This window comes from Paraburkholderia sp. J94 (assembly GCF_905220285.1).
GTDB lineage: Bacteria > Pseudomonadota > Gammaproteobacteria > Burkholderiales > Burkholderiaceae > Paraburkholderia > Paraburkholderia tropica_A.
In genome coordinates this window covers 15701-41841 of sequence record NZ_CAJMZH010000028.1, presented here as the reverse complement: position 1 = coordinate 41841, position 26141 = coordinate 15701, and the positions used below count along the sequence as shown (strand labels likewise).

The 26141-nt window shown below is 64.4% G+C and carries 20 protein-coding genes and 3 pseudogenes; 11 read left to right on the top strand and 12 right to left on the bottom strand.

Annotated features, from left to right (window positions below; translation table 11 throughout):
* Window positions 1-134: 134 nt before the first annotated feature.
* Window positions 135-416 (top strand): annotated as a pseudogene (locus U4Y88_RS36700) (transposase); the annotation flags it as partial.
* A 374-nt stretch (window positions 417-790) separates the two neighbouring features.
* Here U4Y88_RS36700 and U4Y88_RS36695 read toward each other — a convergent pair.
* From U4Y88_RS36695 to U4Y88_RS36680, 4 genes are all read right to left on the bottom strand, one after another.
* Window positions 791-1777, bottom strand: coding sequence for a porin (locus U4Y88_RS36695; protein ID WP_321789881.1), 987 nt, complete (start codon window positions 1775-1777; stop codon window positions 791-793).
* Between the two features lie 227 nt (window positions 1778-2004).
* Window positions 2005-2925, bottom strand: coding sequence for an aliphatic sulfonate ABC transporter substrate-binding protein (locus tag U4Y88_RS36690; RefSeq protein ID WP_321789879.1), 921 nt, complete (start codon window positions 2923-2925; stop codon window positions 2005-2007).
* A gap of 148 nt (window positions 2926-3073) precedes the next feature.
* On the bottom strand, window positions 3074-4225 hold the full coding sequence (locus U4Y88_RS36685) for an LLM class flavin-dependent oxidoreductase (RefSeq protein WP_321789876.1): 1152 nt from the start codon (window positions 4223-4225) through the stop codon (window positions 3074-3076).
* 29 nt (window positions 4226-4254) lie between these two features.
* Window positions 4255-5118 (bottom strand): ABC transporter substrate-binding protein, encoded by an 864-nt coding sequence (locus tag U4Y88_RS36680; RefSeq protein WP_321789875.1) that lies wholly within the window; start codon window positions 5116-5118, stop codon window positions 4255-4257.
* A 274-nt stretch (window positions 5119-5392) separates the two neighbouring features.
* On the opposite strand from U4Y88_RS36680, the gene U4Y88_RS36675 reads away from it, so the two are divergent.
* Complete coding sequence (locus U4Y88_RS36675; protein WP_321789873.1) at window positions 5393-6055, top strand: S24 family peptidase; 663 nt, start codon at window positions 5393-5395, stop codon at window positions 6053-6055.
* 156 nt (window positions 6056-6211) lie between these two features.
* Here U4Y88_RS36675 and U4Y88_RS36670 read toward each other — a convergent pair.
* Window positions 6212-6716, bottom strand: a pseudogene (locus tag U4Y88_RS36670) (ABC transporter substrate-binding protein); the annotation flags it as partial.
* Between the two features lie 438 nt (window positions 6717-7154).
* On the opposite strand from U4Y88_RS36670, the gene U4Y88_RS36665 reads away from it, so the two are divergent.
* The 4 genes from U4Y88_RS36665 to U4Y88_RS36650 all read left to right on the top strand — a co-directional run bounded on the left by U4Y88_RS36665 (window position 7155) and on the right by U4Y88_RS36650 (window position 10503).
* Entirely contained in the window at window positions 7155-7805 is a 651-nt protein-coding gene (locus U4Y88_RS36665; protein ID WP_321789871.1) for an aspartate/glutamate racemase family protein, read from the top strand.
* A gap of 64 nt (window positions 7806-7869) precedes the next feature.
* On the top strand, window positions 7870-8853 hold the full coding sequence (locus tag U4Y88_RS36660; RefSeq protein WP_321789869.1) for an ABC transporter substrate-binding protein: 984 nt from the start codon (window positions 7870-7872) through the stop codon (window positions 8851-8853).
* Between the two features lie 31 nt (window positions 8854-8884).
* The gene (locus tag U4Y88_RS36655; RefSeq protein WP_321789867.1) at window positions 8885-9700 is read left to right on the top strand and encodes an ABC transporter permease; all 816 of its coding nucleotides are present in this window, start codon (window positions 8885-8887) and stop codon (window positions 9698-9700) included.
* The gene (locus U4Y88_RS36650) at window positions 9697-10503 is read left to right on the top strand and encodes an ABC transporter ATP-binding protein (RefSeq protein WP_321789865.1); all 807 of its coding nucleotides are present in this window, start codon (window positions 9697-9699) and stop codon (window positions 10501-10503) included. The genes U4Y88_RS36655 and U4Y88_RS36650 overlap by 4 nt, the downstream gene beginning before the upstream one ends.
* Window positions 10504-10779: 276 nt before the next feature.
* On the opposite strand, the pseudogene U4Y88_RS36645 reads toward U4Y88_RS36650, so the two are convergent.
* From U4Y88_RS36645 to U4Y88_RS36615, 7 genes and pseudogenes are all read right to left on the bottom strand, one after another.
* Window positions 10780-10945 (bottom strand): annotated as a pseudogene (locus U4Y88_RS36645) (IS3 family transposase); the annotation flags it as partial.
* Window positions 10946-11706: 761 nt separating this feature from the next.
* Entirely contained in the window at window positions 11707-12606 is a 900-nt protein-coding gene (locus U4Y88_RS36640) for an alpha/beta hydrolase (protein ID WP_321789863.1), read from the bottom strand.
* A complete protein-coding gene (locus U4Y88_RS36635; protein WP_321789861.1) occupies window positions 12603-14276 on the bottom strand; it encodes an ABC transporter ATP-binding protein in 1674 nt (557 codons plus the stop codon). Before U4Y88_RS36635 ends, U4Y88_RS36640 begins: the two co-directional genes overlap by 4 nt.
* Window positions 14273-15142: an ABC transporter permease gene (locus tag U4Y88_RS36630; RefSeq protein ID WP_321789859.1), complete on the bottom strand. Its 870-nt coding sequence runs from the start codon at window positions 15140-15142 to the stop codon at window positions 14273-14275. The genes U4Y88_RS36635 and U4Y88_RS36630 overlap by 4 nt, the downstream gene beginning before the upstream one ends.
* Window positions 15139-16149, bottom strand: coding sequence for an ABC transporter permease (locus U4Y88_RS36625; RefSeq protein WP_321789857.1), 1011 nt, complete (start codon window positions 16147-16149; stop codon window positions 15139-15141). Before U4Y88_RS36625 ends, U4Y88_RS36630 begins: the two co-directional genes overlap by 4 nt.
* 4 nt (window positions 16150-16153) lie before the next feature.
* Window positions 16154-17710, bottom strand: a complete 1557-nt coding sequence (locus U4Y88_RS36620; protein ID WP_408583338.1) for an ABC transporter substrate-binding protein — start codon at window positions 17708-17710, stop codon at window positions 16154-16156.
* A 134-nt stretch (window positions 17711-17844) separates the two neighbouring features.
* A complete protein-coding gene (locus tag U4Y88_RS36615) occupies window positions 17845-19089 on the bottom strand; it encodes an SfnB family sulfur acquisition oxidoreductase (protein ID WP_321789853.1) in 1245 nt (414 codons plus the stop codon).
* A 437-nt stretch (window positions 19090-19526) separates the two neighbouring features.
* Between U4Y88_RS36615 and U4Y88_RS36610 the strand changes: the two genes are divergently transcribed.
* The 5 genes from U4Y88_RS36610 to U4Y88_RS36590 are packed head-to-tail and all read left to right on the top strand — an operon-like array spanning window position 19527 to window position 26105.
* Window positions 19527-21875, top strand: coding sequence for a TonB-dependent receptor (locus U4Y88_RS36610; protein WP_321789851.1), 2349 nt, complete (start codon window positions 19527-19529; stop codon window positions 21873-21875).
* Between the two features lie 12 nt (window positions 21876-21887).
* Window positions 21888-23261 carry an LLM class flavin-dependent oxidoreductase gene (locus tag U4Y88_RS36605; RefSeq protein WP_321789849.1) on the top strand — a complete coding sequence of 458 codons (1374 nt, stop codon included), beginning with the start codon at window positions 21888-21890 and terminating at the stop codon, window positions 23259-23261.
* Window positions 23258-24328, top strand: coding sequence for an LLM class flavin-dependent oxidoreductase (locus tag U4Y88_RS36600; protein ID WP_321789847.1), 1071 nt, complete (start codon window positions 23258-23260; stop codon window positions 24326-24328). The genes U4Y88_RS36605 and U4Y88_RS36600 overlap by 4 nt, the downstream gene beginning before the upstream one ends.
* Complete coding sequence (locus U4Y88_RS36595) at window positions 24325-25404, top strand: LLM class flavin-dependent oxidoreductase (RefSeq protein ID WP_321789845.1); 1080 nt, start codon at window positions 24325-24327, stop codon at window positions 25402-25404. The genes U4Y88_RS36600 and U4Y88_RS36595 overlap by 4 nt, the downstream gene beginning before the upstream one ends.
* Entirely contained in the window at window positions 25401-26105 is a 705-nt protein-coding gene (locus tag U4Y88_RS36590) for an LLM class flavin-dependent oxidoreductase (protein WP_321789843.1), read from the top strand. The genes U4Y88_RS36595 and U4Y88_RS36590 overlap by 4 nt, the downstream gene beginning before the upstream one ends.
* The last annotated feature ends 36 nt before the right edge of the window (window positions 26106-26141 follow it).

The following is a 26141-nucleotide window of genomic DNA, read 5'->3' as shown; positions in this document are numbered from 1 at the left end:
CGTGGGTCAAGATTCCGCGCAAATCAACAGTCACCATCGTGCAGTCCCGAAGCACCCGACCAATGGTCGGTGTAGTGGTCTAATGAATCCGGACACTGATTTAGGCAAGAATGGTCGCCATGAAGAGGTGTCAGATGAGCACGCAACGACGTACGTTTTCCCCGGAGTTCAAACAGCAAGCCGCGTGTCTGGTGCTAGACCAGGGCTATAACCATATGGCAGCAAGCTGCTCGGTCGGCGTCGGCGAGACGGTGCTGCGCCGCTGGGTGCAGCAACTTCAGATGGAACGCCAGGGCGTCACGTCGCAGGGCAAGGCAATCTCGCCGGATCAACAGCGCATTCAGGAACCCGAGGCGCGTATCGAACGCCTCGAGCGTGAGAAGGCCATTTTAAAAAATGTATGGTCTGCCCCAGATTTGCAAGTCGCTGGTTTGCAGTTTCGACAGAACAACGTTTGCGCCAATGTATCCGGCCTGTTGATTGCAGTCAGAGACTGCTGGCCTTGATGGAATCCGCGCACGCCAGGCCCAATAAAGCTTCCAGTCATTACGGACTGCTTTTTTAGCCGGGCTTTCGGCATGCCGGTCAACAGTTCTGTGTCATCAGCTATTCAGGGCTCGCAAAACAGGACGGTAGTGCCCCAGAGGGCTCAGGCAACTGCAGATACTTCTGCAAACGGTCGATAGGGTTGTTGGCTGGTCACGAAAATCAAGGGGACACCTTTGACCACGATTCGGCGAATGCCAGAAAGATGCTGCCGAGTCATGAGGAGGATTTCCAGATGCCACTATCAAAACCGGTGTTGAATGCCCAGCTCGATTCCCTGGGCGTCGGCGCCCGGATAAGCCACCGCTACGCCGGCCGTCGTCGATGCAGCGAGTACATAGTCAGACCGGCCCTTGTTGATCAGCACCGCACCGCTCGCGTAGACCCATGTCTGCTTGGACAACCAATACGACGCCATCAGGCCGACATGATCGGCATTCATCGCGGCGCTGGTGAGATCCTGCAAATGTGAATAGGTCAATGCAAGTGATCCTGCTGCAACGAACCGGTACGCCGCCGACACGCTGAACACGTTTTTATCGACGGACCCGTCACTCTGCTGCGCGTGATGATAGGCCGCGTAAAAACGAACCCTCCCGAAGTCGTATGAACCACCTCCGAAAAAGTCCTTGAGCGTGCTCGAATTCGTCGCGTTGTCGACAGACTGGACGCCAACATCCAGATCAACCGGGCCACGCGCATACGTCGCCGTCAGGTGATAGTTATTGACGCCGCTGCTCGGTGTCGTGGTGCTGTCACGCAACCCGAACATTACTTGAGCACTAAAGCCATTGAGATCCGGTGTGCCATAGTAAATCGCATTGCTTGCGCGCACCGAAAGCGTCGCAAAGCTGTTCAATCCAGACGCAATTGTCGAAGCACCAGTCGCATCGAACTTGCCTTCGAGCGGCACATAGAGCGGCGAATTCTGGCGGCCGACCCGCAGTTCGCCCCATGCACCCGACATGCCTATCCAGGCTTGCCGGTTGAAAATTGCGGTCGAGTCGCTCGCGGCACCGTTGTTCAGCGTGAAGCCGTTCTCAATATCAAAATTTACGTGAACGCCCCCGCCGATATCTTCAGTGCCGCGTAAACCGAATCGCGAGCCGGTCTGCGCCCCCGATAGCATGCGCACGGTATTGCGGTTACCCGAGTGTGACCAGTCGAGCGACATGTCGAGCAAGCCATACAACGTGATACTCGACTGTGCGTGCGAAGCAGATGGAATCATTGCCCCGCAGGCAACGATCGCAGGTACGGCACGGCGAACTGCACGCCCTATAAGGCGGCGTGGTCGATTTGTGTTTTTCATTTTAAAATTCGTCATACTTATTATTTTGTTGACAAGAAACGGTAGAAAATCGCACCCCGGCGCTGGAATCAGCCATGATCCCTATTGCCCTTCGTTTCGACGGGACGCTTGGCAGTACCAGCCCCGTCGTCCGTCCGGTCTTCCGATCAATGCCCCGCGTCGATTACGTGAGCGCGAATATCCGGCGTCTTCGGGATGATCCCGTTCTCCGCGTACCAGGCTGCAACTCGCACAATCCGCGCTGTGTCAGCGTCGGATACGGCACGCAGCGGTGACACGTTGTGCGCCCCCAGCGCCGGCCCAAGCGCCGCAGGCAGGTTCAGCTCCTTTGCCCAGATTCGACCCGCTTCATCACGATGCGAAGCCGTCCAGATGTTCTCGTCCTGCAGCACTTTCAGCACTGTGCGCACGACATCTGGATGCACAGCCCAATAATCCTGACGCACGAAATAGCCCACTGCGTTATCCGAGCCGATCGCGTGTCCGTCGGCAAGCACTCGCGCGTCGTAGTTCGACTCGGCGATCGTCAGAAAGGGATCCCAAATCGCCCAGGCATCGACCCCCCCGCCGAAAAACGCTGACCCGGTGTCGCTCGGCGAGAGATAGCGCCGCTTGACGCTACGCGGATCGACGCCGTGGCTGGACAACGCCCGCACCAGCAGGTATTCGCCTGTGCCGCCTCGATTGACGGCTACTGACTTGCCAGCCAGATCTGCGAGAGAGTGAATATTCGATGCACTCTGCACGACGATCGCCTCGTTCTGCGCGGTCATCGGCTGGTAGCCGAAAATCGCGAGCGGCGTGCCTGCCGCAACGGCGGTCACGAACGACGTCGAACTGCCGCTCGTCAAATCGACAGCACCTGCATTGAGTGCCTCGAACGCCGGTGCGGCAGCGGGAAAGGGGCCGGCCCAAGTCACCTTCACATGCTGCGCCGCGAGCGCGCGATCAAGCGAGCCTTTGGCCTTCGCAAGTGTCAGGTCCGAAGTGCCCTTCAGATACGCGATCCGCAGCGTGACATCACGGGGCTGTGCGTAAACGTTCGAGCTTGAAATCAGCGGTACCATTGCGAGTGTCGCGACAGCGCCCACAATCCAGCGCCGGGCAGTTCGACCGGAGGGCTCGGTACGCCCACTCGTATTACGCACGGCGGCGCATGCTCTTGCGCGAGACAAGACGCGGAGAAGCATGAACACAGAATGAATCGGCATAGTGTCAGGGTTGCGAAGCGGTCGTGAAGGCGGACAAATCCCGGTCGAAAAGCGTGGACCACGTGAAGGTTTTCTCGACGGGCTCCGCGCGACGCACCGCCAGATGCGGCAATACTTTCTCCGCAAAGCGATACGATTCCTCGAGCAGCGGCATGCCGGAAAGAATGAATGTTTCGATCCCACGTTCAGCGTAGTCGTTCAGTGTCTTGATCACCGTTTCGGGCGATCCGACGATGGCAGTGCCAGGACCCGGTCGTACGAGTCCAAGGCCAGACCACAGGTTCGGCGCGATTTCCAGCTCGCGCGCGTGTTTCGGCCGCTTGCCGTTGTGCAGCGCACTCATCCGCTGCTGCCCCACCGAGTCGCTTCCGCCAACGAAGCGCTGATTCGCCGCGATCGCGTCGTCGTCCATCAGACTCAGCAGCCGGTCGGCCTCGGCCCACGCGGCCTCATCGGTGTCGCGCAGTATCACGTACAAACGTACGCCGTGGCTCAGGGTCCGACCGTAGTGCGCGGCGCGCGCGTTCACGTGCTTTACGCGACTTTCGATCTCGTCGGGCGTTTCGCCCCAAGACAAATAGGTATCGACGTGTTTCGCGGCCACTTCGATTGCCGGTTCCGACGAGCCGCCGAACCACAGCGGTGGCAACTTGATCGACTTGCCGGCCGGCAGCGCCAGTTTTGCGCCTTCAACACTGAAGTACCTTCCTTCAAACGTGACTGATTCACCGGCGAACAGACGTTTGAAGATCGTGAGGTACTCATCGGCCATCCGGTAACGCTCGTCGTGCGGCATTTTCATCCCGTATGCCCCGAGCATCTTTGCATCGCCAGACACGATATTCAGCAGCAGTCTACCTTTCGAGAACTCCTGGAACGTAGCGGCCATCTTCGCGAGCAGCGTGGGCTGAATCAACCCAGGATGAATCGCCAGCAGGAAATTGAGATCGTCGGTATATGGCAGCAGCGAACCACCTAGTACCCAGACATCGTGAGCTCCCGTCGCGAACAGAGCACCGGTGAAACCAAGGTGGTCGTAACCTCGCGCGAGCTGCTGCAAATAGCGGTAGTTGATCGGACGGGCACCTTCTACGGTCCATGGCGCGTGGCCATCGGGCGCAGTCAGATACCAGAAGACATTCATCGGTTTCGTCATAGTGATTTTCCTGATCCGGCCGGCGGCGTTCAGCCGCCGCGAGTGAGTTGGAGAGCCGTTTCGCGCACGTCGAGGCGCGAAGGCAATTCGCCGTGGCGGGCGAGCAGGTCCGCTTCTCGTTGTTGTTCGTCAAGGAATATGTCGTCGACAGGTTCCAGCGTCCACTCGCGGTTCGCCAGCGACGCCCGCCAGGCCGCGGCATCTATCCCACCAATCCCTGCCTCGGCGAGCCGTTGGGCGTATCGCGCGGGGTCGGCATCGATCGCTTCGCCCAACGTATCGAGCGCGCCGACAAGTGCAGCAAGTTCGGCTTCACGCTCAGTCGCCACGTCACGGTGCGCCCAGAACACAGAGCGATTGGGGACATGGTCGCCAATCTGTGCGAGCTCGCGCCAGCCGGCTTCGCCGCGCAAGCGTTCAATCCAAGGTGCCATCGCGATCCACGCATGCGCGCCGCCACTGAGCAACGCTTCGTATGAGGTCGCAGGCGACAATTCCACCCGCTTCACGTCGGTGAGCCTCAGCCCGCCTTGCTCCAGCACGGCGGCAAGAAATGATGTGTGAAACGAACCATCGAGCAGTGCAATGCGCTGCCCCGCCAGCGCGCCGATGTGATCGACGCCACCAGCAGCACGCGTGACGATCGCCCCATTCGTGGCGCGCGGACGCGACGCGGCGATATAGGTGAACCGCACCCCGGCTGCCTGCGCGATCAGCGGCGGCGTGGAGCCAGTGCCACCCACGTCGATCTCTCGTGCGGCAAGTCGCGCCCCGGTCTCCCGTCCTTCGGCGAATCCCACGAACGTGACATCTACCGGAGGACGATTGCCCCATACGAGCGATGCGATCTGCAAATGCAGATTGTTCGGATGCACACCGATGCGCAAACTCATCGGATGCTCCCTGCACACCTGTGCATTGGTTGCGGCGGCATCGCCATGAAGCCTGAAGTGAGCTGATAAGTGTGCGGCATTCGGTAGAATTGCTCCTTTATTCGATGAGGCACATTGAGACGTCCCCTATAGGGAATTATAGTTCCATATAGGGGATGCATTTAATGTCAATTTCTCGTATAGTTATTACCGTATGTGCGGTACGTCGCACCTTGGGTGCGCGCGGACTGCGCAGCGGTGTCGTGTCGCACGCTGACGATGGGAGACCTCAGACATGACCGGTATGGCCAACGCAATCGACGAAGCATTCGTGGCGCGGCTTCGGATATTAATCGCACAGGCGGGTAGCGCCAGCGCGCTCGTTAAGCGCGCAGGCATTTCGACGAGCGGCTTTCACAAATATCTCTCGGGCGCAGAGCCGACGCGGCGCGTGCTGATCTCGCTTGCGCAAGCAGGCGGCGTGCACCTGGAATGGCTGCTGACCGGCAGCGGACCTATGAACACAGGCCCACGCGACTCATGGCCCGAGAATCATCTCACGCTGCTGCCTTTGTACTGCGACTGCGCGCCAGACGCTGATCCGGCCGACGACGCGCAAACGGACAAACTTGTGCAGTTGGCGTTCTGCCGCGAATGGCTCGCCAAATACGGCTTTGATCCCGCGCATTTGGCAACGATCCGCGTCAGCGGCGACAGCATGGCGCCCACGTTCCGCCATGGCGACACACTTGTCGTCGACTGTCGCCGTACGACCGTCACCGATGGCGAAATATATGTAGTGCGCGACAACGGAGCGCTGTTCATTAGGCGGCTCCAGCGGGGGCTAGGCGGCCGCGTAACATTGCTGTCCGACAACATGCGCTACCCGGCGCTTGAAACCGAGATCGAACGGCTAAATGTCCTAGGTAACGTCATTTGGCGCGGTGCTTTACTATGAGTACGCGGCAAGAAACCCGCGCACGATTGCGTCGCCTGATTCACGACGCGAAAGAGCAAACGCGGGGCGGCGAACATCGATGAAGCGTACTAGGTACGGTCGTATATTGCCGAACTCTGTACGACGCCACGCGAGCCTCACCCATAATTCGCGATCTCACTGCAACGAAACGCCATCGAACCGATGACTACTCAACGGCGGATGCACCAACCCGTCCACACGTTTCGAGGCCCGTGACGAAACGATCGAGTGCGCGATCGGCGTGAACGGCACCTCCTGTTTGAGGATCACCCGTGCCTGTTTGGAGAGCGCGGTACGCTCCTTCCATCCGCGTCCGAACGCGCCTTTTCGATAAGCCAATTGAACGAGGCATTGCACCGTTTCGACACGTTGCTGCCATCCACCGCGTCGCAGCCAAGTGCGGCCCCGAGCCAATTATCGGGGGCGCCGCTGTCGCCTGACCAGCCATTCGTTGCTCACAATCTTCGCCCGCATGCCAATCTTCGTCCAGTTTTGCTGCTGGATTGTAGGGACGCTGCACCGGCGTGGCCCAGAGCATGATCACGAAACCGCTCGGCAGGCCCGCCTGCGCGAACTGTGCCCGCGCCTTCGTGGAATCGGAGGCCGCGTCCCGAAGCAAGTCGTTATACGACCAATGCGAAAGTGCAAGTCTCCCAAGCACCGCCGCGCCTCATTCCATCTTTGTGCCTCGGACTCGCACACTGTCACACACACACTTAAATTTTTTTCATCTATCGAAATTTACCGAAGTGTCTTTGTTACGGCTAAAGATGTCCGGACCATTGATTTTCAAAGATATTTCATGAAAGTCGCCATTTGCGATAACGATTGAACAATTAATCATTAGGCATGAAAACCGTGGGACGTTAAGTTTTCTCAGGTATCACTCAGCGACATTACAGCCGATGATCTGCACAAAGTCGCACGAGTCCGACTCCTTCCACGCGTTTTCGACATGACTCTTTCCGACTGGCGCAGCATGCGCGTCATCTCCGACGACGGCCCCATCGCTCGCGCATCGATTGGCCTCATCACGCTCGCGAGCGACGTGGTGATCGAACGAGAACTCGCGCGCATGATGCCGGTCGAGGGCGTCGGCGTGTTTGCGAGCCGCATCGCAATCGACGGAGACCTCACGGTGGATGGCCTCGCCCGTCTCGAAGCGGGCATTCCGGCAGCAGCACGGCTGCTGCTGCCGGAGGAACGGCTGGACGCGATTGCTTTCGGCTGCACTTCAGGCGCGATCGCCATCGGTGCGGAGCGGGTCGCGGCCGCGATTCATGCGGTACGCCCCGGCATCGTCACCGTCGACCCGTTTTCCGCCGCCCTCGCGGCCTTCGCTGCTCTCGGCTTGAAGCGCGTGGCGTTGCTGACGCCCTATCCGGATGCCGTCAGCGAATCGATCCGGCGCGCGCTGGAAGCGCACGGCGTCCAGGTTCCCGTGTTCGGCACGTTTCGCCAGACCCACGATCCGACGATCTGCCGCGTCGCACCGCAAGCCATTCTCGAAGCGGCTGGCGCGCTCGGCGAAACCGACGTCGACGGTGTGTTCATTTCGTGCACGGCGTTGCGCGTTTCGTCCGTGCTATCGGCGATCGAGGCACGCATCGGCAAGCCGGTAATCGCCAGCAATCAGGCGCTCGCGTGGGATCTCTTGCGGCGCACAGGTATCGCCGATCCTGTGTCCGGCTTCGGCCGCTTGCTTGAATCGATTACTACGGCATCCTGAATATTGAAACGCAACGTTATCGAAAGTTTCGCCACGTTTTCTTCTCACAAGCTATTAATCCACGATGAAACTCAAATCCCTGCTTGCCCGCGCACTCGTTACGACGAGCCTGATTGGTCTTTCATTCGGCGCACACGCCGAAACGCCCGCCCCGCTTTCCATCGGACTGAACACCTACGCCGGCTACGGCCTGCTCTATCTCGCTCAGGAAAAGGGCTTTTTCAAGGCTCACGGTACTGACGTGCGGATCGTCAACACCGAGGACAAGGCATCGACGGCCGCCGCCATTGCGGGCAAGCGTCTCGACGGCTGGGTCACGACGGTCGACACCTTCATCTTTTACGACGCGGCGAAGCTGCAGCTTGAACAGGTGCTGGGCATCAGTTTCTCGGCAGGTGGCGAGGGCATCATCAGCACGGCGCAAATCACGCAACCGTCGCAACTACGCGGCAAGACCATCGCCGTCGAAGAGGGCTCGCCCGGCTACTTCTTTCTGCTCAACGTGCTCGCCGACAACAAGATCCCGCTCAAGGACGTCAAGTTGCTGAGCATGAAAGGCGCCGACGCGGGTGCAGCTTTCGTGGCCGGCAAGGTCGACGTCGCCGCTACGTGGCAGCCTTGGCTCTCCAAGGCCGACAAGCGTCCGGGCGGCCATATTCTCGTCGATACGCGCAGCAAGCCGGGCCTGATCGCCGACACGCTGGCCTTGCGCTCGGATGTCATCAAGAATCGGCCCAAGGACGTGACGGGCTTCATCGAAGGGTATAACGACGCGTACGCGTATTGGCACGCACACGAAGAGGAAGCCGACGGCGTGATCGCCAAGGCGCTCGGCATTTCGGTCGACGAACTCAAGCGCGAACTCGAAGTCATTCACTTCGCGTCGCCCGACGCCAACCGTCACTATCTGCTAGACCAACAGGGCATTCGCAAAGTGGTCGCGCGCGGCGTCACGTTCTATCGCGATGCGGGCCTGCTCAAGAGCGACCAGAACCCCACGGTGCTCGTGAACACGCAGCCACTCGAAGCCGCGACCGCGCAGCATTGACCGGAGCATGTGGCATCGAAAGGCTTAACGTATGGCTTCCCTGAATCTATTCGCCGTCCGCCAGAACACCCCTCGTGTCGCGCGCGGCGCGGCAAGCGCCATCGTGTTCGCCCTGCTGCTCGCGGCGTGGCTCGCCGCGAGCAGCACGGGCTTCGTCGATCCGATGTTTCTGCCCTCGCCCGCCAGTGTGCTGAGCACGGCCTGGCGGCTCTACGCGCACGAACAGTTCGCCGATGATCTCTTCGCGAGCCTGTATCGCGTGATCGTGGGCTTCGGCATCGCCGCGTTGCTCGCGGTGCCACTGGGCGTCGCGATGGGTGCGTGGGAAATGGCGCGCGCCGCCTTCGAGCCGCTGCTGGGTTTTATCCGCTACATGCCCGCGACCGCGTTCGTGCCCTTGCTCGTGCTGTGGCTCGGCGTGGACGACGCGCAGAAGTTCGCGGTCGTCTGGCTCGGCACGTTCTTCCACCTTGCCCTGCTCGTGATGAACAGCACGCTCAGCGTACGCGCCGAACTGATCGACACCGCGCAACTGCTCGGCGCTTCGCGCCTGCAACTCGTCACCCGCGTAATCTGGCCGGCGGCACGGCCGTTGATCTGGTCGGACCTGCGGGTGGTGCTCGGATGGGCGTGGAGCTATATCGTCGTGGCGGAACTGGTGTCGGCCAATAGCGGCGTCGGCTTCCAGATCCTGCGCGCCTCGCGCTTTCTCGATGTATCGACGATCTTTGTCGGCATTTTTTCGATCGGCGTGGTGGGCATCACGAGCGATCTCGCGATGGCGGCGATCGGCCGCTGGCTCTTTCCGTATCGACGCGTGCATCGCGAACAAGGATCTGCATCATGAGCGTCCCTGCCATCCGTATCGAAAGGCTCTCGAAGCACTTTCAACACGGCAATACATCACGCGCGGTTCTAGAGAACCTCACGCTCGACGTCGCCCAGGGCGAATTTCTCGTGCTGCTCGGACCATCGGGCTGCGGCAAGTCCACACTGCTGCGCATTCTGGCTGGATTGAGCGTGCAGGATCGCGGCACCGTGCGGTTCTCGCACGATGCGCCGAAGCGCGGCATGGTGTTTCAATCCTATAGCGCGTTCGAGTGGCTGAGCGTCGAAGACAACGTCGCATTCGGTCTCAAGCTGGCCGGCGTGCCTCGCAATACGCGCCGCGAACGCGCACGCCAGTTGCTCGATCGTGTGGGCCTCGGGGCGTATGCGCGAAGCTGGCCCGCCCAGCTTTCCGGCGGCATGCAACAGCGGCTGGCAATCGCGCGATCGCTTGCGACTCAACCCGATCTGCTCTTGATGGACGAACCGTTCGGCGCGCTCGATACGTTCACGCGCACGTCGATGCAGCGCTTTCTCGCCGATCTCTGGCTCGACGCGAAAACGACCATCGCATTCGTGACGCACGATATCGACGAAGCCATTGCACTCGCGGATCGTATCGTCGTGCTCGCGCCGCATCCGGGCCGCATTCATCGCATCGTGCCGGTCGATCTGCCGCGTCCGCGAGGCACGCTCGATCCGGACGGCGCCGATTGGGTCGCGCTGAGACGCGCACTACGCGCGTCTTTAAACGAGGTCTGCGAGCATACGAGCGTTGCAACCGGAAAGACGGCGGAAGCGGGCGTAGCCGCGCTCGCTTGAAGGACTCGCACGCGAAAGTCGCGCGCGCAGCGTTCGCGAACCGTACCGGTACCAACCGATAGCGGTTCTCCCTGTATTCTCGCCACTGACCGTTCGAAGAAGCGCGCCACCGCCATTCCCCGCACACTCTCCGCTTGATCGAGCAGCGCACGTGCCGCCACGCTCGACCATGGCGCCGCATCGTTTCCGCGTATAGCAGCTCATGCTGCAATCAACGCGGCGTCGTTGTCGATTGTAATAGCCATCGAGCCAGCCGATGATATCCAGAATAGCCTATGCTCGGGTTTTGTGGTGGACCTGATAGATTCTCTCAACTTTCAGAGTCTTGAAGAAGCATTCCATTGGAAGCGTTGTCCCATGCATTGGCGCGACGACTCATGGAGAGCGTTGCCTTGAACTCGGCGGCCGGTTTGCAGTACGCTCGGTTCGTGTACAACGCGCCCTTGACGCCCTTCTAAAGGTCAAGAGGTGATTTGAACCTGCCCGATCTGGCGACGCTGCCGGATGACGTAGTAGACCTCCCTTGCGATATGGCGCCTGAGGCAGCGGGGCCCTCTAAGTTTGGAACGCACCTGGCGAACGCGTCTGTCGACGTAGGCCGTGGTACGCGCGTCGGTTTGCAATCGACCAATGGCATCATCAATGTGCAAGGCTCTGTTGGCTGCGCTGTCCCAACTCGATTCTGCCGACGCCGGGTCAGATTACCTGAAGGAGCCGGAACGGGGCTTACGGCACAAAGAGCGGCGAAGCGGACCTCTGAAAGATGCTGGTCGGTGTTGTCATCACCAGTTACCAAACGCTGCGAAGTGGACGCGTAGCCGATTGAATGGAGCGAGACCCTGTCGGGAGCAAGTTCGTGAACGAGCGCCGCTATCATGACGTCGAGGTCGGCGAGCTCGTCATGCAACTCCAGATACCTACGTCCAAAGATTTCAGCCTGATCCAGCGATCTCGCGCAACGTTTCGGCTGGCCTTTCAGTTCGAGCGATCATCTGCCAGTTGAACCGTGCACCTTCCACGATGTCCCGTGTGATAGCGCGTGATGGCGGAACAGGCCCCTATCGAGCCCTAGAAGCGAGTGAGCAAGCCTTTCAGGCTGCTCTACGACCTAAACGCTGCCTGCCGGGGCAGAACCGGCGGTTGCGCTATGCGGTCGAGCGTAAGCTCTGCCATCAATGTCCTCCAGCGCAGGGATCGGTTGGCTTAACGGGCCACGCCCGTGTGTTTGACGGCTTCGCTCTCGACCTTGTCGAGCAGCGATCGCAGTGCGCCGGTCACGACGTCCGGACGCTCCAGCATCAGTTGATGCCCGCATCTCCCAACGATCTCGAAACTGGCCGCAGGTAAAGCAAGCGCCAAAGCACGTCCGCCTTCGGCAGGCGTGAGCCCGTCCGAATCGCCGGAAAGCACGACGACGGGCAGATCGAGCCGCGACAGTCCTGCCGGGTTCGCCCAAGGCGCATCCTGGATCAGCGCCCGGAAAATCGCCATGCGATTGCGCCGCGCGATCTTCGACTCGTAGTCGACCAGCACGCGGTTTGCATCGGGATGCCAGGCGAGCCGTCTGAACCCGCGCGCGAACCAAGGTTTCAGCCATTCCAGCAACCAGATCGGCAGCGCGGGCGAACGCGGCTGCGGCCGCCCGAGTTGCGTGCCCAGCAGCAACGCCGCGTCGACTTCGTGAAGCCGTCCTTCGCTCGACAACCTGTCCAGCACCGCGAGCGTACTCCCGGTGCCGAGTGAATGCGCGACGAGCACATTGCGCTTGCCTTTGAAGCGATCGAACAGCGCGCGATAGTCGGCGATGGTCTGCTCGCCGCGATACGCGCCACTCGCCGGCGGCGGAGTCGGACTCTCGCCGTGGCCCGCGAAATCCCAGGCCACGAGTTCGTAGCCGTCGGCGGCAAGCGCGTCCCACTGATAGCGCCACTGGTTTTTGTTGCCGCCACCGCCGTGAGCGAAGAACACGACTGTTCCCGCATGCGGCGAGCCGGCCGGCGCCTCGCGATGCGCGACGTTCAGCGTGCGGCCAGGACGCACTTCGATACGGGCGCCCTTCACCACGACCGACGTCGCGATGTCGCGCCCCACATGATCGCTCATGAAAGCTCCTTGTCTAAAGTGGGATCGAGCGCACGAGCACGCTCGGGCAATGCGGGCGTCGCGGCGATCAAGCTGCCCGTGTACGCTTCGCGCGGCGCCTCGAAAATCTGTCTCGCCGAGCCGATTTCGACGACACGTCCGCCGTGCATCACCGCGATACGATCGCAGATCTGCGCCGCCACACGCAGATCGTGCGTGATGAAAATCGTCGCCATGGCGCGTTCGCGCTGCACCGAGGCGAGCAGCTCCAGCACTTCGGCCTGCACCGAGACATCGAGTCCCGACACGATCTCGTCGGCGACGAGCACCTTCGGTTCAAGCGCGAGCGCGCGAGCAAGGCCAATGCGTTGACGCTGTCCGCCCGAAAACTCATGCGGATAGCGATGCAAGGCGCTACGCGGCAGTTTGACCAGCGCGAGCAATTCCGCCGCGCGTTCGAGCGCCAGCGCGCGCGGCATGCCATACGCGAGCAGCCCCGTGGCGACGATCTGGCCGACCGTGTGACGCGCATTGAGCGACGCGTAAGGGTCCTGAAACACCAACTGGATATGACGGCGCAACGGCCGCAACGCACGCTCCGGCAACTGCGCGATGTCCTGAGCGCCGTCGAGCACGATGCGGCCCGCGTCCACGCGAACGAGCCTGGCGAGCGCGCGCGCAAGCGTCGATTTGCCAGAGCCCGATTCGCCGACGATGCCGAGCGTTTCGCCCGCCCGCACGGCGAGGTTCACGCTCGACAGCGCATCGACCGCGCGGCGGCCTCGACGCGCCCGCCAGAATCCTGCCCCGCGCGCCGCGTAGCGCTTGTGCAAGTCTTCGGCGACGAGCGCGGGCGTACCGCCATCGGCCAGCGAACGCGTCACGAATCGCCCATGTGGAATCGCATCGAGTAGCGCCTGCGTATACGCATGCGCGGGCGAGCGCAGCACATTGGCGGCCGGTCCGCTTTCGACGATCTCGCCGTCGCGCATCACGGCCACGCGATCGGCAATCTGCGCCACCACGCCGAAATCGTGCGTGATGAACAACACGCCGGTACCCGTGGCCCGCGTCGCCGTGCGCAGGAGTTCGAGAATGCGCGCCTGCGTCGTCACGTCGAGCGCCGTGGTCGGTTCGTCGGCGATCAGCAGTTTGGGACCGAGCGCCAGCGCCATCGCAATCAGCACGCGCTGACGCTGGCCGCCGGACAGCGCACCGGGAAACGCGTGACGCAATTGCGCGGGCTCCGGCAAGCCGACGTCGCGCAGCAATTCGATCACGCGCGCGGCACGCGCCGCCGACTCGCCGCGCGCCGACAGCACGCCATGCACGCGCAGCACCTCGTCGATCTGCGCGCCGACCGTCATCAACGGATTCAGCGCGGAGAGCGGCTCCTGAAAGATCATCGAGATCTCGCGGCCGCGCAGAGCGCGCCAGTCGGCTTCGCGGTTGCCGGAAAGATCGCGCCCCTGCAGCACGATGCGGCCGCCCGTGCGCCGCACGCCGCCCGGCAGCAGTCCCGCAATCGACGCCGCGAGCAGCGATTTGCCGGAGCCCGACGCGCCCACCACGCACAGCACCTCGCCCGCGCCGATCGTCAGCGACACGTCGCGAATGGCGTGGGCGCGCTCGGCGCCGGGCGGCAAGGCGAGCGTCAACCCGTCGATATCGAGTAATGGGGCGGCGCTCATCGTCCCCGCTCCCCGCCCGCCGCCAGCGCAAGGCGCAAGCCCTCGCCCACCCGGTTGATCGACAGCGCCGTCGCCACGATCGCCAGGCCCGGCCAGACGCTCAACCACCACGCTTCGCGCATCACCGTGCGCGCCGCGCCGATCATGAAGCCCCAGCTCATCTCCGAGGCGTCGCCGAGTCCGAGAAAGGACAACGCCGATTCGGTGAGGATCGCGCCCGAGACCATCAACGCGGCGAGCACCGCCAGCGGACCGAGCGCGTGCGGCAGCATCTGCCGCCAGACGATGACGGCGGCCCGCTCGCCCGATACCCGCGCCGCCAGCACGAATTCGCGCCGCGAGAGCGCGATGAACTCGCCGCGCACGAGCCGCGCGATCGCGGGCCATGACGCTGCCGCGATCGCCACGACGGTCGATTCGAGCGATGCACCGAGCACCGCCGCAATCGTCACTGCGAGGGCGAATTGCGGAATCGTCTGGAACAACGCGATCACGGCGCTCAGAACCGCATCGACCCAGCCGCCGCACCATCCCGCGATTGCGCCGATCGTCGCTCCGACCGCGAAGGTCGCGACGGTCGCCGCCACGCCGACGAACAGCGACACGCGCGCGCCCCACAACAGGCCCACGACTTCGTCGCGGCCGAGCATGTCAGTGCCGAGCGGATGCGCGAACTGATGCAGGGGCGCAATCAGCGGATCGGCGACAATGGCCCAGGGCGACGGCAGCCAGAGCGGCGCGGACAGCGCGATCAGCGCCAGCACGACGAGCACCGCGCTGCCCGCCAGCGCGCCGCGCGCGCGCGCGAAGGCGTGCAGGAAGCGCTTCGGCGGAAGAGGCTGAATCGTTTCGAAAGTCGTGCTCATGCGGCCTCTCCCCGTCCCGCATGGCCGATACGCGGATCGACGAAGCGATACAGCACGTCGGTCAGCAAATTGAAGAACACGACCAGCGCGGCGATCACGGCGAGCAGACCCAGCAGCACGGGATAGTCGCGCTGCACGAGCGAGTCGTACATCAATCCACCAAGCCCCGGCCAGGCGAACACGATTTCGGTGACGAGCGCGCCGCCCGCCAGTTCGCCGAGTTGCAGGCCGCCGAGCGTGACGACCGGCATCAGCGCATTACGCAAAACATGGCGGATCATCACGCGCGGTTCGGAGGCGCCCTTCGCACGCGCCGTGCGCACGAAGTCCTGCGAGATCACGGCGAGCATCGACGCGCGCGTAAGCTGCAGATAGATCGCCGCATAAACGAGCCCGAGCGTGGTCGCGGGCAGCACGAGATGCTGCGCCACGTCGAGCGCGTGTCGCCAACCTGCATCGGCCATACCCACGCTTTCCATGCCGAACGACGGCAGCCAGTCGAGCAGCACGGAAAACACGATCAACGCCAGCAGCGACATCCAGAAGACCGGCGTCGCATAGACAATCACAGCGAGCGCGCCGAGCACGCGCGACACCGCCCGCGCGAGCACGCCTTCATGTGCCTCGCCCCATGCCGCCAATGCGCCCAGGCTCACGCCCACGACGATCGACACGGCAAACGCCGCGAGCATCAGCAGCAGCGTCGCGGGCAAGCGGTCGGCGATCAGATCGAGCACCGGCATCTGATTGCGATACGAATAGCCGAAATTGCCATGCAGCAGTTGAATCAGATACTGCGCGAACTGCGTGCCGAGCGGCTTCGCCAGCCCCAGTTGCACGCGCAGATGCTCGACGTAAGCGGCGTCGCCCGCCCCCGCGTCGCCCGCGAGCGCGAGCGCCGGGTCGCCGGGCGCGAGCCGGATCAGAAAGAAGTCGACGATCAACACCCCGAAGACGATCGCCAGTCCCCGGAGCGCCACCGTCGCGAAGCGCAGCACGGTCGTCATTGCATCAACCTATCCATGTGTCTTCGAGGCTGTCGTTGATGCTGGTCGCGGTGCGCAACAGGTTGTGCACGTTGCGCCGGTAAAGCGTTGGATTGACCATTTCGAAGACGTTGGCGATTGCCGCATCGTTGGCGAGCGCGGTCTGGATCTGCTCGTAGAGCGCGCGGCGGCGCGCCGGATCGGTGGCCTGCGCGGCCTCGTCCCAGAGCGCGTCGACCTTCGGATTGCGGTAGCCCTCGACATTCCCGAACGGCGAGCCTTTGGCGATGTTGTCCGAGCGGTAGAGCGGCGCGACGCTGAATTCAGGATCGCCGTTCTGGAACAGGAAGTTGTAGCTCAGATCGAAGTCCCAGTTCGCCACGCGCGCGTACCAGCCGGCCGCGTCGGTGGTCTGCACGCGCACGTTGAAACCCACCTGCGCGAGCGCCTGCTGCGTGTATTCGGCCACGCGCTCCCACGCGCCGCCTTTCTCGCCGTTGATCAGCACGAGCGGCGTCTTGCCGACATCGACGCCCGACTGCCGAATCAACGCGCGTGCGCGCTCGGGATCGTGCGGGAAGCGCGGCACGGCCGGATCGTAATAAGGCGACGTCGACAAAAACGGCCCGTTTGCGACCTTGCCGTAGCCATAAAAAATCTTGTCGACGATGAACTGGCGATCGAGCGCATGCAACACCGCCTGACGCACGAGCACGTTGTCGAACGGCGGCTTGCGCTGGTTCAGTTCGAGAAACGCCATCCCCGAAAACAGTTCCCAGCCGCGCGTCGTCACTTCGACGCCGGGCAGTTTCGCGAGTCTCGCGATATCCGAGTAATCGACGTCGCCCGCGCGCAGCGCATGAATCTGCCCGCGCTCGAACGCAATCGAGCGCCCCGCCGCGTCGGGCACGACGTTGAAGACGATGCCGTCGAGATACGGCAGACCGGGCTTCCAGTAGTCGGGATTGCGCGCGAGGCGGATATATGCGCCGCGCTTCCACTCGCGAAACACGAACGGCCCCGTGCCGACCGGATGCCGATTCGCGGGATTGGTGCGCGCGTCCTTGCCTGCGTACAGGTGCGCCGGAAGGATCGGCAGCAAGCCGCTGCCGAGCAGATTCCAGAGGCCGCCATACGGCTTCTTGAGCTTGATCGACACCTGCAGCGGGCCGTCGGCTTCGACACTGTCGATATACGTATCGTGAATGATCTGCAGCCGCGGCAACGCTTTAGGCGCGATCTCACTGAGCGTGACGACCACGTCGCGGGCGCCGAACGGCTGACCGTCGTGCCAGCGCACGCTCGGTTGAAGCTCGAAGGTGTAATGCAGGCCGTCGGGGCTCGCCTGCCAGCTGCGCGCGAGCACCGGCACGAGCCGCTGTTGCGTATCGTAGGCGAGCAGGCCCTGAAAGATCTTGCCGCCGACGTATTGCGACGCGACGTGCGGCGTAAGCGCGTTGATGAGCGACGGCGGCTCCGGCTGCGCGAACAGCGAAAGCGTGCCGCCGCGTACCGGCGACGCGGCGCTTGTACCACTCGCACCGCTCACATTGCTCGCGTCCGCCGCGAACGCGAACGGCATGCCGCTCGCGAACCCCGCCGCGCCGCTCGCGAGCGCGAGCAGATAGCGGCGGCGCGCGACATCGGCAATCGTTCGGTCGTCGGCTTCGTTATGCGGCGTGGCGAGACGGAAAGGCTTCTGCATGCGCTCGCTCATCAGAGATATCCGTGACGGGGCGGATTGACTTCGTTGAGCACGAAGTTGCCAATCGCGTGGTATTTCCAGCGCACCGGATCGTGCAGCGTATGCGTGCGCGCGTTGCGCCAGTGCCGGTCGAGGTTGTATTCGGCGAGCACCGAGCGCGTGCCCGCGAGTTCGAACAGCTTGTTGGTCGCGAGTATCGCCAGCTCGGTGCTCAACACCTTCGCCACGGCGACATCGACCGAGGCACGGGCAACCTGCGCGTCGTCGACGGTCGAGGGCAGCGCGTCCAGTTGCGCCGCCACGCGATCGAGCACCGCCTCGGCGGCCACGAGGCGCACCTGCAAATCGGCGACGTCGCGAATTACGTACGGATCGTCGGCGGCGCGGGCAACGCCGCTATCGCCCCACGGACGGCTGCGCGTGCGCACGAAATCAATCGTATCCGCAATCGCGGCGCGCGCGATGCCGACGTCGATGCTCGCATGCAGTAACTGCGAGATCGGGCCCGCGAGCGTGGGCGTCTCGAACGCCGCCTGGATCGACACTACGTCGGCCGGATCGACGTCGACGTCGGTGAACGTCACCGTGCCGCTCGCCGTCGTGCGCTGACCGAATCCGCTCCAGTCGTCCGTGATGGCGATGCCGGGGCGCTCGCGTTCGACGAGCGCCTGCACGTAGCGGCCGTCGTCGTCGAGCGCGAGCACGGCGATCCAGTCCGCGTACAGCGCACCCGTTGCGTAGAACTTCTGGCCGTTCAGCACGAAGCGTTCGCCCCGGCGCGTCAGGCGCGTCGAGATTTCGAGCGCCGTCTTCGTGCCGCGCTCCGAAGCCGCGTGGCCGATGCGCGTGCCGTCGAGCGCGAGTGCGAAGAACTTGCGGCGCTGTGCCTCGTTGCCGGTGAGGCGGATCACGTCGAGCGCGTGGAAATGATTCTTCGGCAACTGGCCGATCGACGGGTCCGCCTGCGCAACGACGCGCACCACTTCCCCGAGCGTGGCGAGCGATACGCCCGCGCCACCGTAGGCACGCGGCACGGTGATGCCCCACAGTCCGCTGCCGGAAAACAGATCGAGTTCGGCGAACGGCAGACGGCGATCGCGGTCGCGATGGGCGGCCTCGCGGCCGAGTTCGTCGGCGAGGCGGCGGGCGATTTCGAGCGCGTGCGCGTCGTCGGCGATACGGCTCGCAGCGGGGCGCGCTTGCTGCGAAACGCTCGTAACGTCGTCCAGCGACGCGGACGATGAAGTGGCAGACATGAAAAATCCTCGTCGAAAAAGTGCGTGTGCTCGAAGCACGCGAAACGGATGAGCCGACGGCATCGGCCCGGGATCGACCGCAATGCAAAGGTCGTGCCATTGCCGATTCACGGGCGTTTGCGCCGCAAAGACGCCTCGCTAACGCCTTTCACGCGTCGATCCGCACGCTGGATTTGCAGCGAGATGCGTCGAATCCAGCAGGCGCGAATGCGGCCTCTCGTGCTGCTGGGTTTCCAGCAAAGCGGCCCGATTCAGGCCGCGACATGACCTCGTCGCAGTCCGCTTCACGCGTGCAAATGTCCGCAAACGCCCGTAGCGCAAGCGCGAACGCGCACTGGCATGGCTGTTGCAAAACGTCGCGCCATCCCCGGCGAACGATCGGGGCAGCGGGACGCCACGCCCGCACATCACACGCGAACAAAAGACAGGGATATCGAATGAAAGACACGTTGCTCAGGGCGTCGATAGGCGCGTCGGCCCTGATGGCCGGATTGCCGGCCGCGCTGCACGCGCAGGAAGCGGCCACGGCCGCGCCGGCGAGTGCCGCCGTCGCGGCGCCGAAGGCCGCATCGAAAAACGCTGCAAAACAAGGCGAAAAACAGAGCGGGAAAGACGCCACGGCTGCCGCGCCGGACGCGGCTTCCGGCACGCGGCTATCGGAAGTGGTCGTGACGGCCGAACGCCGCACGCAATCGGCGCAGCGCGTCGGCGCGTCGATCTCGGTGCTGCGCGGAAGCGACCTCAAGGAACTGAACGTCAACACGGTCAACGACCTGCAGCACGCTACGCCGAGCCTCGAAGTCGAACCCGCGTTCGGCGGCGGCCAGCCGCAATTCCGCATTCGCGGCGTGGGCTTCAACGACTACACCTCGAACAACGCCTCGACGGTCGGCATCAACGTGGACGATGTCGCCTACGCGCTGCCGATCCAGACGCAAGGCCAGTTGTTCGACCTCGCGCGCGTCGAAGTGCTGCGTGGACCGCAAGGCACGCTCTATGGTCGCAACACCACGGGCGGCACGATCAACTTCATCACCAACAAGCCGACGAAGGATTTCGAAGCGGGCGTGACGGCCGAATACGGTTCGCACAATCTGCTGACCACGGAAGGCTATGTGTCGGGTCCGCTGAGCGACACCGTGCGCGGCCGGATCGCCTTTACGACGCAGGATTTCGGCGCGTGGCAAACCAACCGCGACACCGGCCAGTCGCTCGGCAATCACAACAGCGCGGCGGCGCGCGGTCAACTCGACTGGGACGTCTCGCCCGACTTCAAACTGCACCTCGGCGTGCACGGCGGCTTCGACAAATCGGACGACGAAGGCCTGTATCTGTTTACGCCGTACACGTCCACGCTCACGGGCGTGACGATTCCCGCCGATACCGATATCACCAAAACAGGCTGGGGCGTCAGCCCGGCATTCGCGCGCGTGACGGGCCTCTCGACCGATTCGAAGCCCGGCAAGAACAACGTGAACGCCGGCTTCGATCTGAGCGCAACGTGGAATCTCGGCCCCGTCGATCTAAAGAGCATCACGTCGTTCGACTACCTGCATCGCCGCGAATACATGGATTGGGATGCCACCTCGTATCACGATTCCGATGAGTATTTCGACGACACGATCAACGAGTTCACGCAGGAACTGCGGCTTTCGTCGCATGCCGACACGCGGCTGCGCTGGGTCGCGGGCCTGTTCTATTCGCACGACGACCTCGACGAAAAGTTCTACTCCGACTTCACCGACCGCCTCGGCTTCATCGCGCTCACGCGTTACAAGCAGTCGGTCGATACGCTCGGCGCGTACGGTCAGGCGACCTACGACATCACGCCGCGTCTGCGCGGCATCTTCGGCATTCGCCAGGAGCACGAACACCGCGATCTGACCGACTTCGCCTCGGGCGAACTCACGCCGTCGTTCGTGCCGTTCTCGGGCTTCACGAGCGGCGACGGCAACCAGTCGCTCACGTCGAACGGCACCTCGGGCAAGGTCGGACTCGAATTCGATCTCGCACCGGCCACGCTGCTCTACGCGAGCATCAGCCGCGGCTACAAATCGGGCGGCTTCACCGCGCACAACACCGCGAATTCGAATGCGCTCGTGCCGTTCAAACCGGAAACGCTGACCGCCTACGAGGCGGGTTTCAAGAGCGATCTCACGCGTTCGCTGCGCTGGAATTTTTCGGCGTTCCACTACGACTATCGCGATCAGCAGGTGCTGTCCGCCACCTACGATCCGACTTCGCAGTCGCTGATCGGCACCTTCGTGAACGCGCCCAAGTCGCGCATCGACGGCTTCGAAACCGAACTCGACTGGCATCCGCTGAACGGGCTCGTGATCTCGCAATACGTCGGCTACAAGTACGGCAAGTACACCGCGCCCTTCGTCACCTACAACACGGTCGCCTCGGCGGCTGCGGGCACCAACGTCTTCAGCGATTACAACGGCACGTCGCTGAGCTTTCCGCGCCTGAGCTACGGCGGCCAGGTCGCCTATAGCTGGTTCGCGGGCGGCTACCGGTTCCGCGCGGAAACCAACTACAGCTATCGCGACGCCTATTCGCAGTTGCTGCTGCTCGGGCCGAATTACACCGTCGACGGCTACTGGCTCTTCAACGCGAGCGTGACGGTTTCGACGCCCGATCGCCACTGGGACGTCTCGCTGTGGGCGCGCAACCTGTTCAACCGTCAATACGACCTGACGAAAAACTACTTCCTGCCCGGCACCAATGTCGCCGCCGCGGGCGAGCCGCGCACCATCGGGCTGCGCGTGACGTACACCTATTGAGGAGGAACGCGCATGAGCCAGCGCACCGGCCAGTTGAAACTCAACGCGATGCTCAACGGCGGCGGCAGCCACGTCGCCGGATGGCGGCATCCGGATTCGCATCCGCACGGCACGCACGACTTCGCACATTGGCGTCGGCTCGCGCAGACCGCCGAGCGCGGTAAGTTCGATGCGATCTTTATCGCCGATGTGGTTGCCACGCAAGGCAGTCACATCGACTCGCTGCGCCGCAGCGCTCGCGCCGAGACCTTCGAGCCGCTCACGTTGCTGGCCGCGCTCGCGGCCGTGACGGAGCGCATCGGCCTGATCGCCACCGCGACGACAACCTACAACGCGCCCTACCCTCTCGCGCGCAAGTTCGCCTCGCTCGATCATCTGAGCGGCGGACGCGCGGGCTGGAATCTCGTCACCTCGGTGGTGCCCGACGAGGCCGCCAATTTCGGCGATGCGCCGCATCTCGCGCACGCCGACCGCTACACGCGCGCCGACGAATTCCAGCGCGTCGTGGAGGGTCTGTGGGACAGCTGGGAGGACGACGCCTTCATCGAGGACAAGGCCGCCGGCCTGCACTTCGACCACGAGAAGCTGCACGTGCTCAATCATCGCGGACCGCACTTCTCCGTGCGCGGCCCGCTGAACGTGGCCCGCCCGCCGCAGGGACATCCGGTGCTGGTGCAGGCCGGTTCGTCCGAAGCTGGCCGCGAGCTGGCCGCGCGTTGCGCCGAAGTCATCTTCACCTCGCAGCATCGTCTCGACGACGCCCGCGCGTTCTACGCCGATGTGAAGGGCCGCATGCCGCGCTGGGGACGCGATCCCGATCATCTGAAGATCCTGCCGGGCATCGTGCCGATCGTCGGCGCGAGCGAAGCCGAGGCGCGCGAGAAACTGGACGCGCTGCAGGCGCTGATCGATCCCGTGCTCGGCTTGCGCCTGCTCGCCGACAACGCGGGCGATTTCGACCTCTCCGGCTATCCGCTCGACGGCCCGCTGCCCGAACTGCCGCCGAGCAATCGCAGCAAGAGCCGCCAGCAACTGATCGTGGACCTCGCGCGCCGCGAGAATCTGACCATCCGCCAGCTCTACGAGCGCTTCGCGCGCGCGGGCATCGTGACCGGCACGCCGAAAACGATTGCCGATCATTTCGAGGAATGGTTTCGCGCCTCGGGCGCGGACGGGTTCAACGTCGCCTTCGCGTGGCAGCCGGGCGGGCTCGACGATTTCGTCGATCTCGTGATTCCGGAGCTGCAGCGTCGCGGCCTGTTTCGCACCGACTACGAAGGGCCGACGCTGCGCGATCAGCTCGGCTTGCCGCGGCCCGCATTCGTGCAGCGGCCAACGAGCGTGCGCGGCGACCGCGCGACGCCGGTCGACGCGAGGCCGGCATGACGCGCCGCCTGCGCCTCGGCTTCCTGACGCGCGTGTATGCGCCCGACGCGTCGCCGCGCGTGCTTCACGAGACGCTCGAACTGATCGAAGCGGCCGAAGCGCTCGGGTTCGACAGCGCCTGGGTCGCGCAGCATCACTTCGGTCAGGAGACAGGCCGTCTGCCCGCGCCGCTCGTGCTGCTCGCCGCCGCCGCGCGACGCACGCGGAGCATCGCGCTGGGAACCGGCGTGATCGTGCTGCCGCTCGACCCTCCGCTGCGTGTCGCCGAAGACGCTGCCGTGCTCGACGCGTTGTCCGGCGGCCGCGTGCAACTCGGTCTGGGCGCGGGGTTCGAACCCGACGTGTTCCGCGCCTTTGGCCGCGATTTCGACACGCGGGCCGCGCGCCGTGACGCGGCGCTCGAGACGCTGCAACGCGCCCTCGCCGGTGCGACGCTGGAGCGCTCGCCGACGACGGGCAGCGCGAGCGCGGCGCCGTCGCGAGACGCGGCGCTGACGCTGCAACCGCCCGCGCCGGGGCTCGGGGATCGGCTCTGGCTCGCCACCGGCAACGCCGATGCGGCCGTGCACCATCGCACCGGCTTGATCGTCGCGCGTTCGCGCGGCCAGAACGGCACCGAGGCCGCGCTGATCGAGCGTTACCGGACGGCATGGCGGCATGCACACGCCCCGCGCGTGGCGCTCGTGCGCGCGGTCGTGCCGGGCGCGGATGCCGCCAGCGTCGAAGCCACGCTCGCGCCGGACATCCTCCGTTACGCCTCGCGCCCGGTTGACGCCTCGGGCGACGCGCGCGCGACCTCGACCGATATCCGCACATTGCTCGACGCATTCGCCGTGCTGCGCGGCGAACCGGAGTCGATCAGCGCCGCGCTGCGCGCCGACACCGCCCTCCCCGGCGCAGACGAACTGATCGTGCAGGTTCAGACGTTCAGCACCTCGCACGCCGACGCCATCCGGCGCCTCGAAACCGTGGCGCGCGCGATTGCACCGGCGCTCGGCTGGCGCGCCACGCAGGCGACGGAACGCGAAAACGCGGCGTCTGCCGTCGCTCACCCGCTTACACCATGACATCGTCCACATCGGCCCCACCGGTCACACCGAGCGCCGCTCGTCCGTTCAAACTCGGTTTCCTGACCCACGTGCACGGCACCGGCGACGCCGCGCGCGTCTATGCCGAACTCGAAGCGCTCTTCGTCGCCGCCGAGGAACTGGGCTTCGACGGCGGCTTCGTCGCGCAGCATCACTTTCGCGCGGAACACGGACGGCTGCCTTCGCCGCTCGTACTACTCGCCGCGATCGCCCAGCGCACACGCCGCATCGAACTGGGCACCGGCATCGTCACGTTGCCGCTGGAAGATCCGATCCGGCTCGCGGAAGACGCCGCCGTGCTCGACGCGCTCGCAGGCGGGCGCGTGCAGCTCGGGCTCGGAAGCGGCGGCGCGAACGTCGACGCCTTTGCCGCTTTCGGCGTCGCGCCCGACACGCGCCAGAGCGGTTTCGCCAGCGCGCTGACGCGGCTCGAACACGCGTTCGAAGGTCGCCCGCTCGCGCCCGCCCAAGCTGCGGATAACGCGGATAGCGCCGCTGCCGCCACGCTTCGGCTTCAACCGACAGCGCCCGGCTTGCGGCAGCGCCTCTGGCACTCGCATTCGACCGCGGACGGCGCCCGGCTCGCCGCGCAGCACGGCAACGGTCTGCTGCTCGGCACCGCCGTCCACGATCCGCGCACCGTCCAGTTGCCGCTCGCGCGCGCGTATCTCGACGCGTGGCGCGAACACGCGAGCCCGGGCACGCCGCGCCTCGGCATCGTGCGCGCGGTGTTTCCCGCCGCGGATCGGCGCACGGCGCTCGACGCGCTGGCGCCGGACGTGGTGCGCCACGGCCCGTGGCTCGCGACGGTCGGCCATCCTGGCGTGAGCGATCCCGAGCAGATCCTTCGGCTGCTCAACGTCCACTACGGTCCGCCGGAGGAGATCATCGACAGCCTGCTCGCCGACCCCGCGCTGTTCCCGTTCGCGAGCTACTTCCTGCCGGTCGTGCAGTCGGAAAGCTCGACGCTCGACGAGGCGATCGAACGCCTGCGCATCCTCGCCGAAATCATCGCCCCGGCGCTCGGCTGGTCGCCCGCGAGCGAGCGCGCATGAAAGCTGCGGCGCTGCTGCTGAATCTCGTCGTCGATTCCCGGCCATCGCGCTCGGATCCCGCCGCCGACTGGATCGCACTCGCGCGCGCGGGTCTGGCGGCAGGCTGCGACGGCCTGCTGCTGCCATGCCGCTCCGGCGGCGAGGATCCGTGGACGCTCGCCGCCGTGCTGGTCGACGCGCTGCCTGCCGCGCGGGTCGTCGTCACGCTGCCCGCCAACGCGATGCTGCCCGTCGCGGCGGCGCATCTCGCGCAAAGTCTTCAGTCGATCAGCGGCGGCCGCGCCGCGCTCGCCTGCACGGCCGACTGGCCGGGCATCGAAACCGATATCCAGCTCGCCTCGATGAATCGCGATCAGCGGCTCGCGCGAGGCGTCGAATTCCTGGCGGTTCTCGATGCGCTATGGACGAGCCGCGCGCCGCTCGACCATCACGGCGCGTACTTCCGCGCCAGCGCCGCGCGCCTGCCGGACCTCGATGCTCAGCGCCCGCCGCTGTACTGGCTGAGCGCCGAGCCGGACCTGCGCAAGCTCGCGGCGAGCGGCTGCGACGGCGTGCTGCGCGAGGCGCAGGGCACGCCCGCGCTGCAGGCCGCGATCGAGCGCGCGTATCGCGAACTGGATCTCGTCGCGCCGCCGCCGGGACAACGCCTGCGCCGCGTCGAGGCATTCGGGCGTGACGCGCCCTGTAGCCCGGGCATCTAGTCCGGCTTTCCACCCTGAACTGGCCCATCCCGACGG

Excerpts from the sequence above, each read along its gene's own strand:
- U4Y88_RS36695 (WP_321789881.1), bottom strand. The coding sequence starts at position 1,777 with ATGATTCCATCTGCTTCGCACGCACAGTCGAGTATCACGTTGTATGGC.
- U4Y88_RS36690 (WP_321789879.1), bottom strand. The coding sequence starts at position 2,925 with ATGGTACCGCTGATTTCAAGCTCGAACGTTTACGCACAGCCCCGTGAT.
- U4Y88_RS36685 (WP_321789876.1), bottom strand. The coding sequence starts at position 4,225 with ATGACGAAACCGATGAATGTCTTCTGGTATCTGACTGCGCCCGATGGC.
- U4Y88_RS36680 (WP_321789875.1), bottom strand. The coding sequence starts at position 5,118 with ATGAGTTTGCGCATCGGTGTGCATCCGAACAATCTGCATTTGCAGATC.
- U4Y88_RS36675 (WP_321789873.1), top strand. The coding sequence starts at position 5,393 with ATGACCGGTATGGCCAACGCAATCGACGAAGCATTCGTGGCGCGGCTT.
- U4Y88_RS36665 (WP_321789871.1), top strand. The coding sequence starts at position 7,155 with ATGCCGGTCGAGGGCGTCGGCGTGTTTGCGAGCCGCATCGCAATCGAC.
- U4Y88_RS36660 (WP_321789869.1), top strand. The coding sequence starts at position 7,870 with ATGAAACTCAAATCCCTGCTTGCCCGCGCACTCGTTACGACGAGCCTG.
- U4Y88_RS36655 (WP_321789867.1), top strand. The coding sequence starts at position 8,885 with ATGGCTTCCCTGAATCTATTCGCCGTCCGCCAGAACACCCCTCGTGTC.
- U4Y88_RS36650 (WP_321789865.1), top strand. The coding sequence starts at position 9,697 with ATGAGCGTCCCTGCCATCCGTATCGAAAGGCTCTCGAAGCACTTTCAA.
- U4Y88_RS36640 (WP_321789863.1), bottom strand. The coding sequence starts at position 12,606 with ATGAGCGATCATGTGGGGCGCGACATCGCGACGTCGGTCGTGGTGAAG.
- U4Y88_RS36635 (WP_321789861.1), bottom strand. The coding sequence starts at position 14,276 with ATGAGCGCCGCCCCATTACTCGATATCGACGGGTTGACGCTCGCCTTG.
- U4Y88_RS36630 (WP_321789859.1), bottom strand. The coding sequence starts at position 15,142 with ATGAGCACGACTTTCGAAACGATTCAGCCTCTTCCGCCGAAGCGCTTC.
- U4Y88_RS36625 (WP_321789857.1), bottom strand. The coding sequence starts at position 16,149 with ATGACGACCGTGCTGCGCTTCGCGACGGTGGCGCTCCGGGGACTGGCG.
- U4Y88_RS36620 (WP_408583338.1), bottom strand. The coding sequence starts at position 17,710 with ATGCCGTTCGCGTTCGCGGCGGACGCGAGCAATGTGAGCGGTGCGAGT.
- U4Y88_RS36615 (WP_321789853.1), bottom strand. The coding sequence starts at position 19,089 with ATGTCTGCCACTTCATCGTCCGCGTCGCTGGACGACGTTACGAGCGTT.
- U4Y88_RS36610 (WP_321789851.1), top strand. The coding sequence starts at position 19,527 with ATGAAAGACACGTTGCTCAGGGCGTCGATAGGCGCGTCGGCCCTGATG.
- U4Y88_RS36605 (WP_321789849.1), top strand. The coding sequence starts at position 21,888 with ATGAGCCAGCGCACCGGCCAGTTGAAACTCAACGCGATGCTCAACGGC.
- U4Y88_RS36600 (WP_321789847.1), top strand. The coding sequence starts at position 23,258 with ATGACGCGCCGCCTGCGCCTCGGCTTCCTGACGCGCGTGTATGCGCCC.
- U4Y88_RS36595 (WP_321789845.1), top strand. The coding sequence starts at position 24,325 with ATGACATCGTCCACATCGGCCCCACCGGTCACACCGAGCGCCGCTCGT.
- U4Y88_RS36590 (WP_321789843.1), top strand. The coding sequence starts at position 25,401 with ATGAAAGCTGCGGCGCTGCTGCTGAATCTCGTCGTCGATTCCCGGCCA.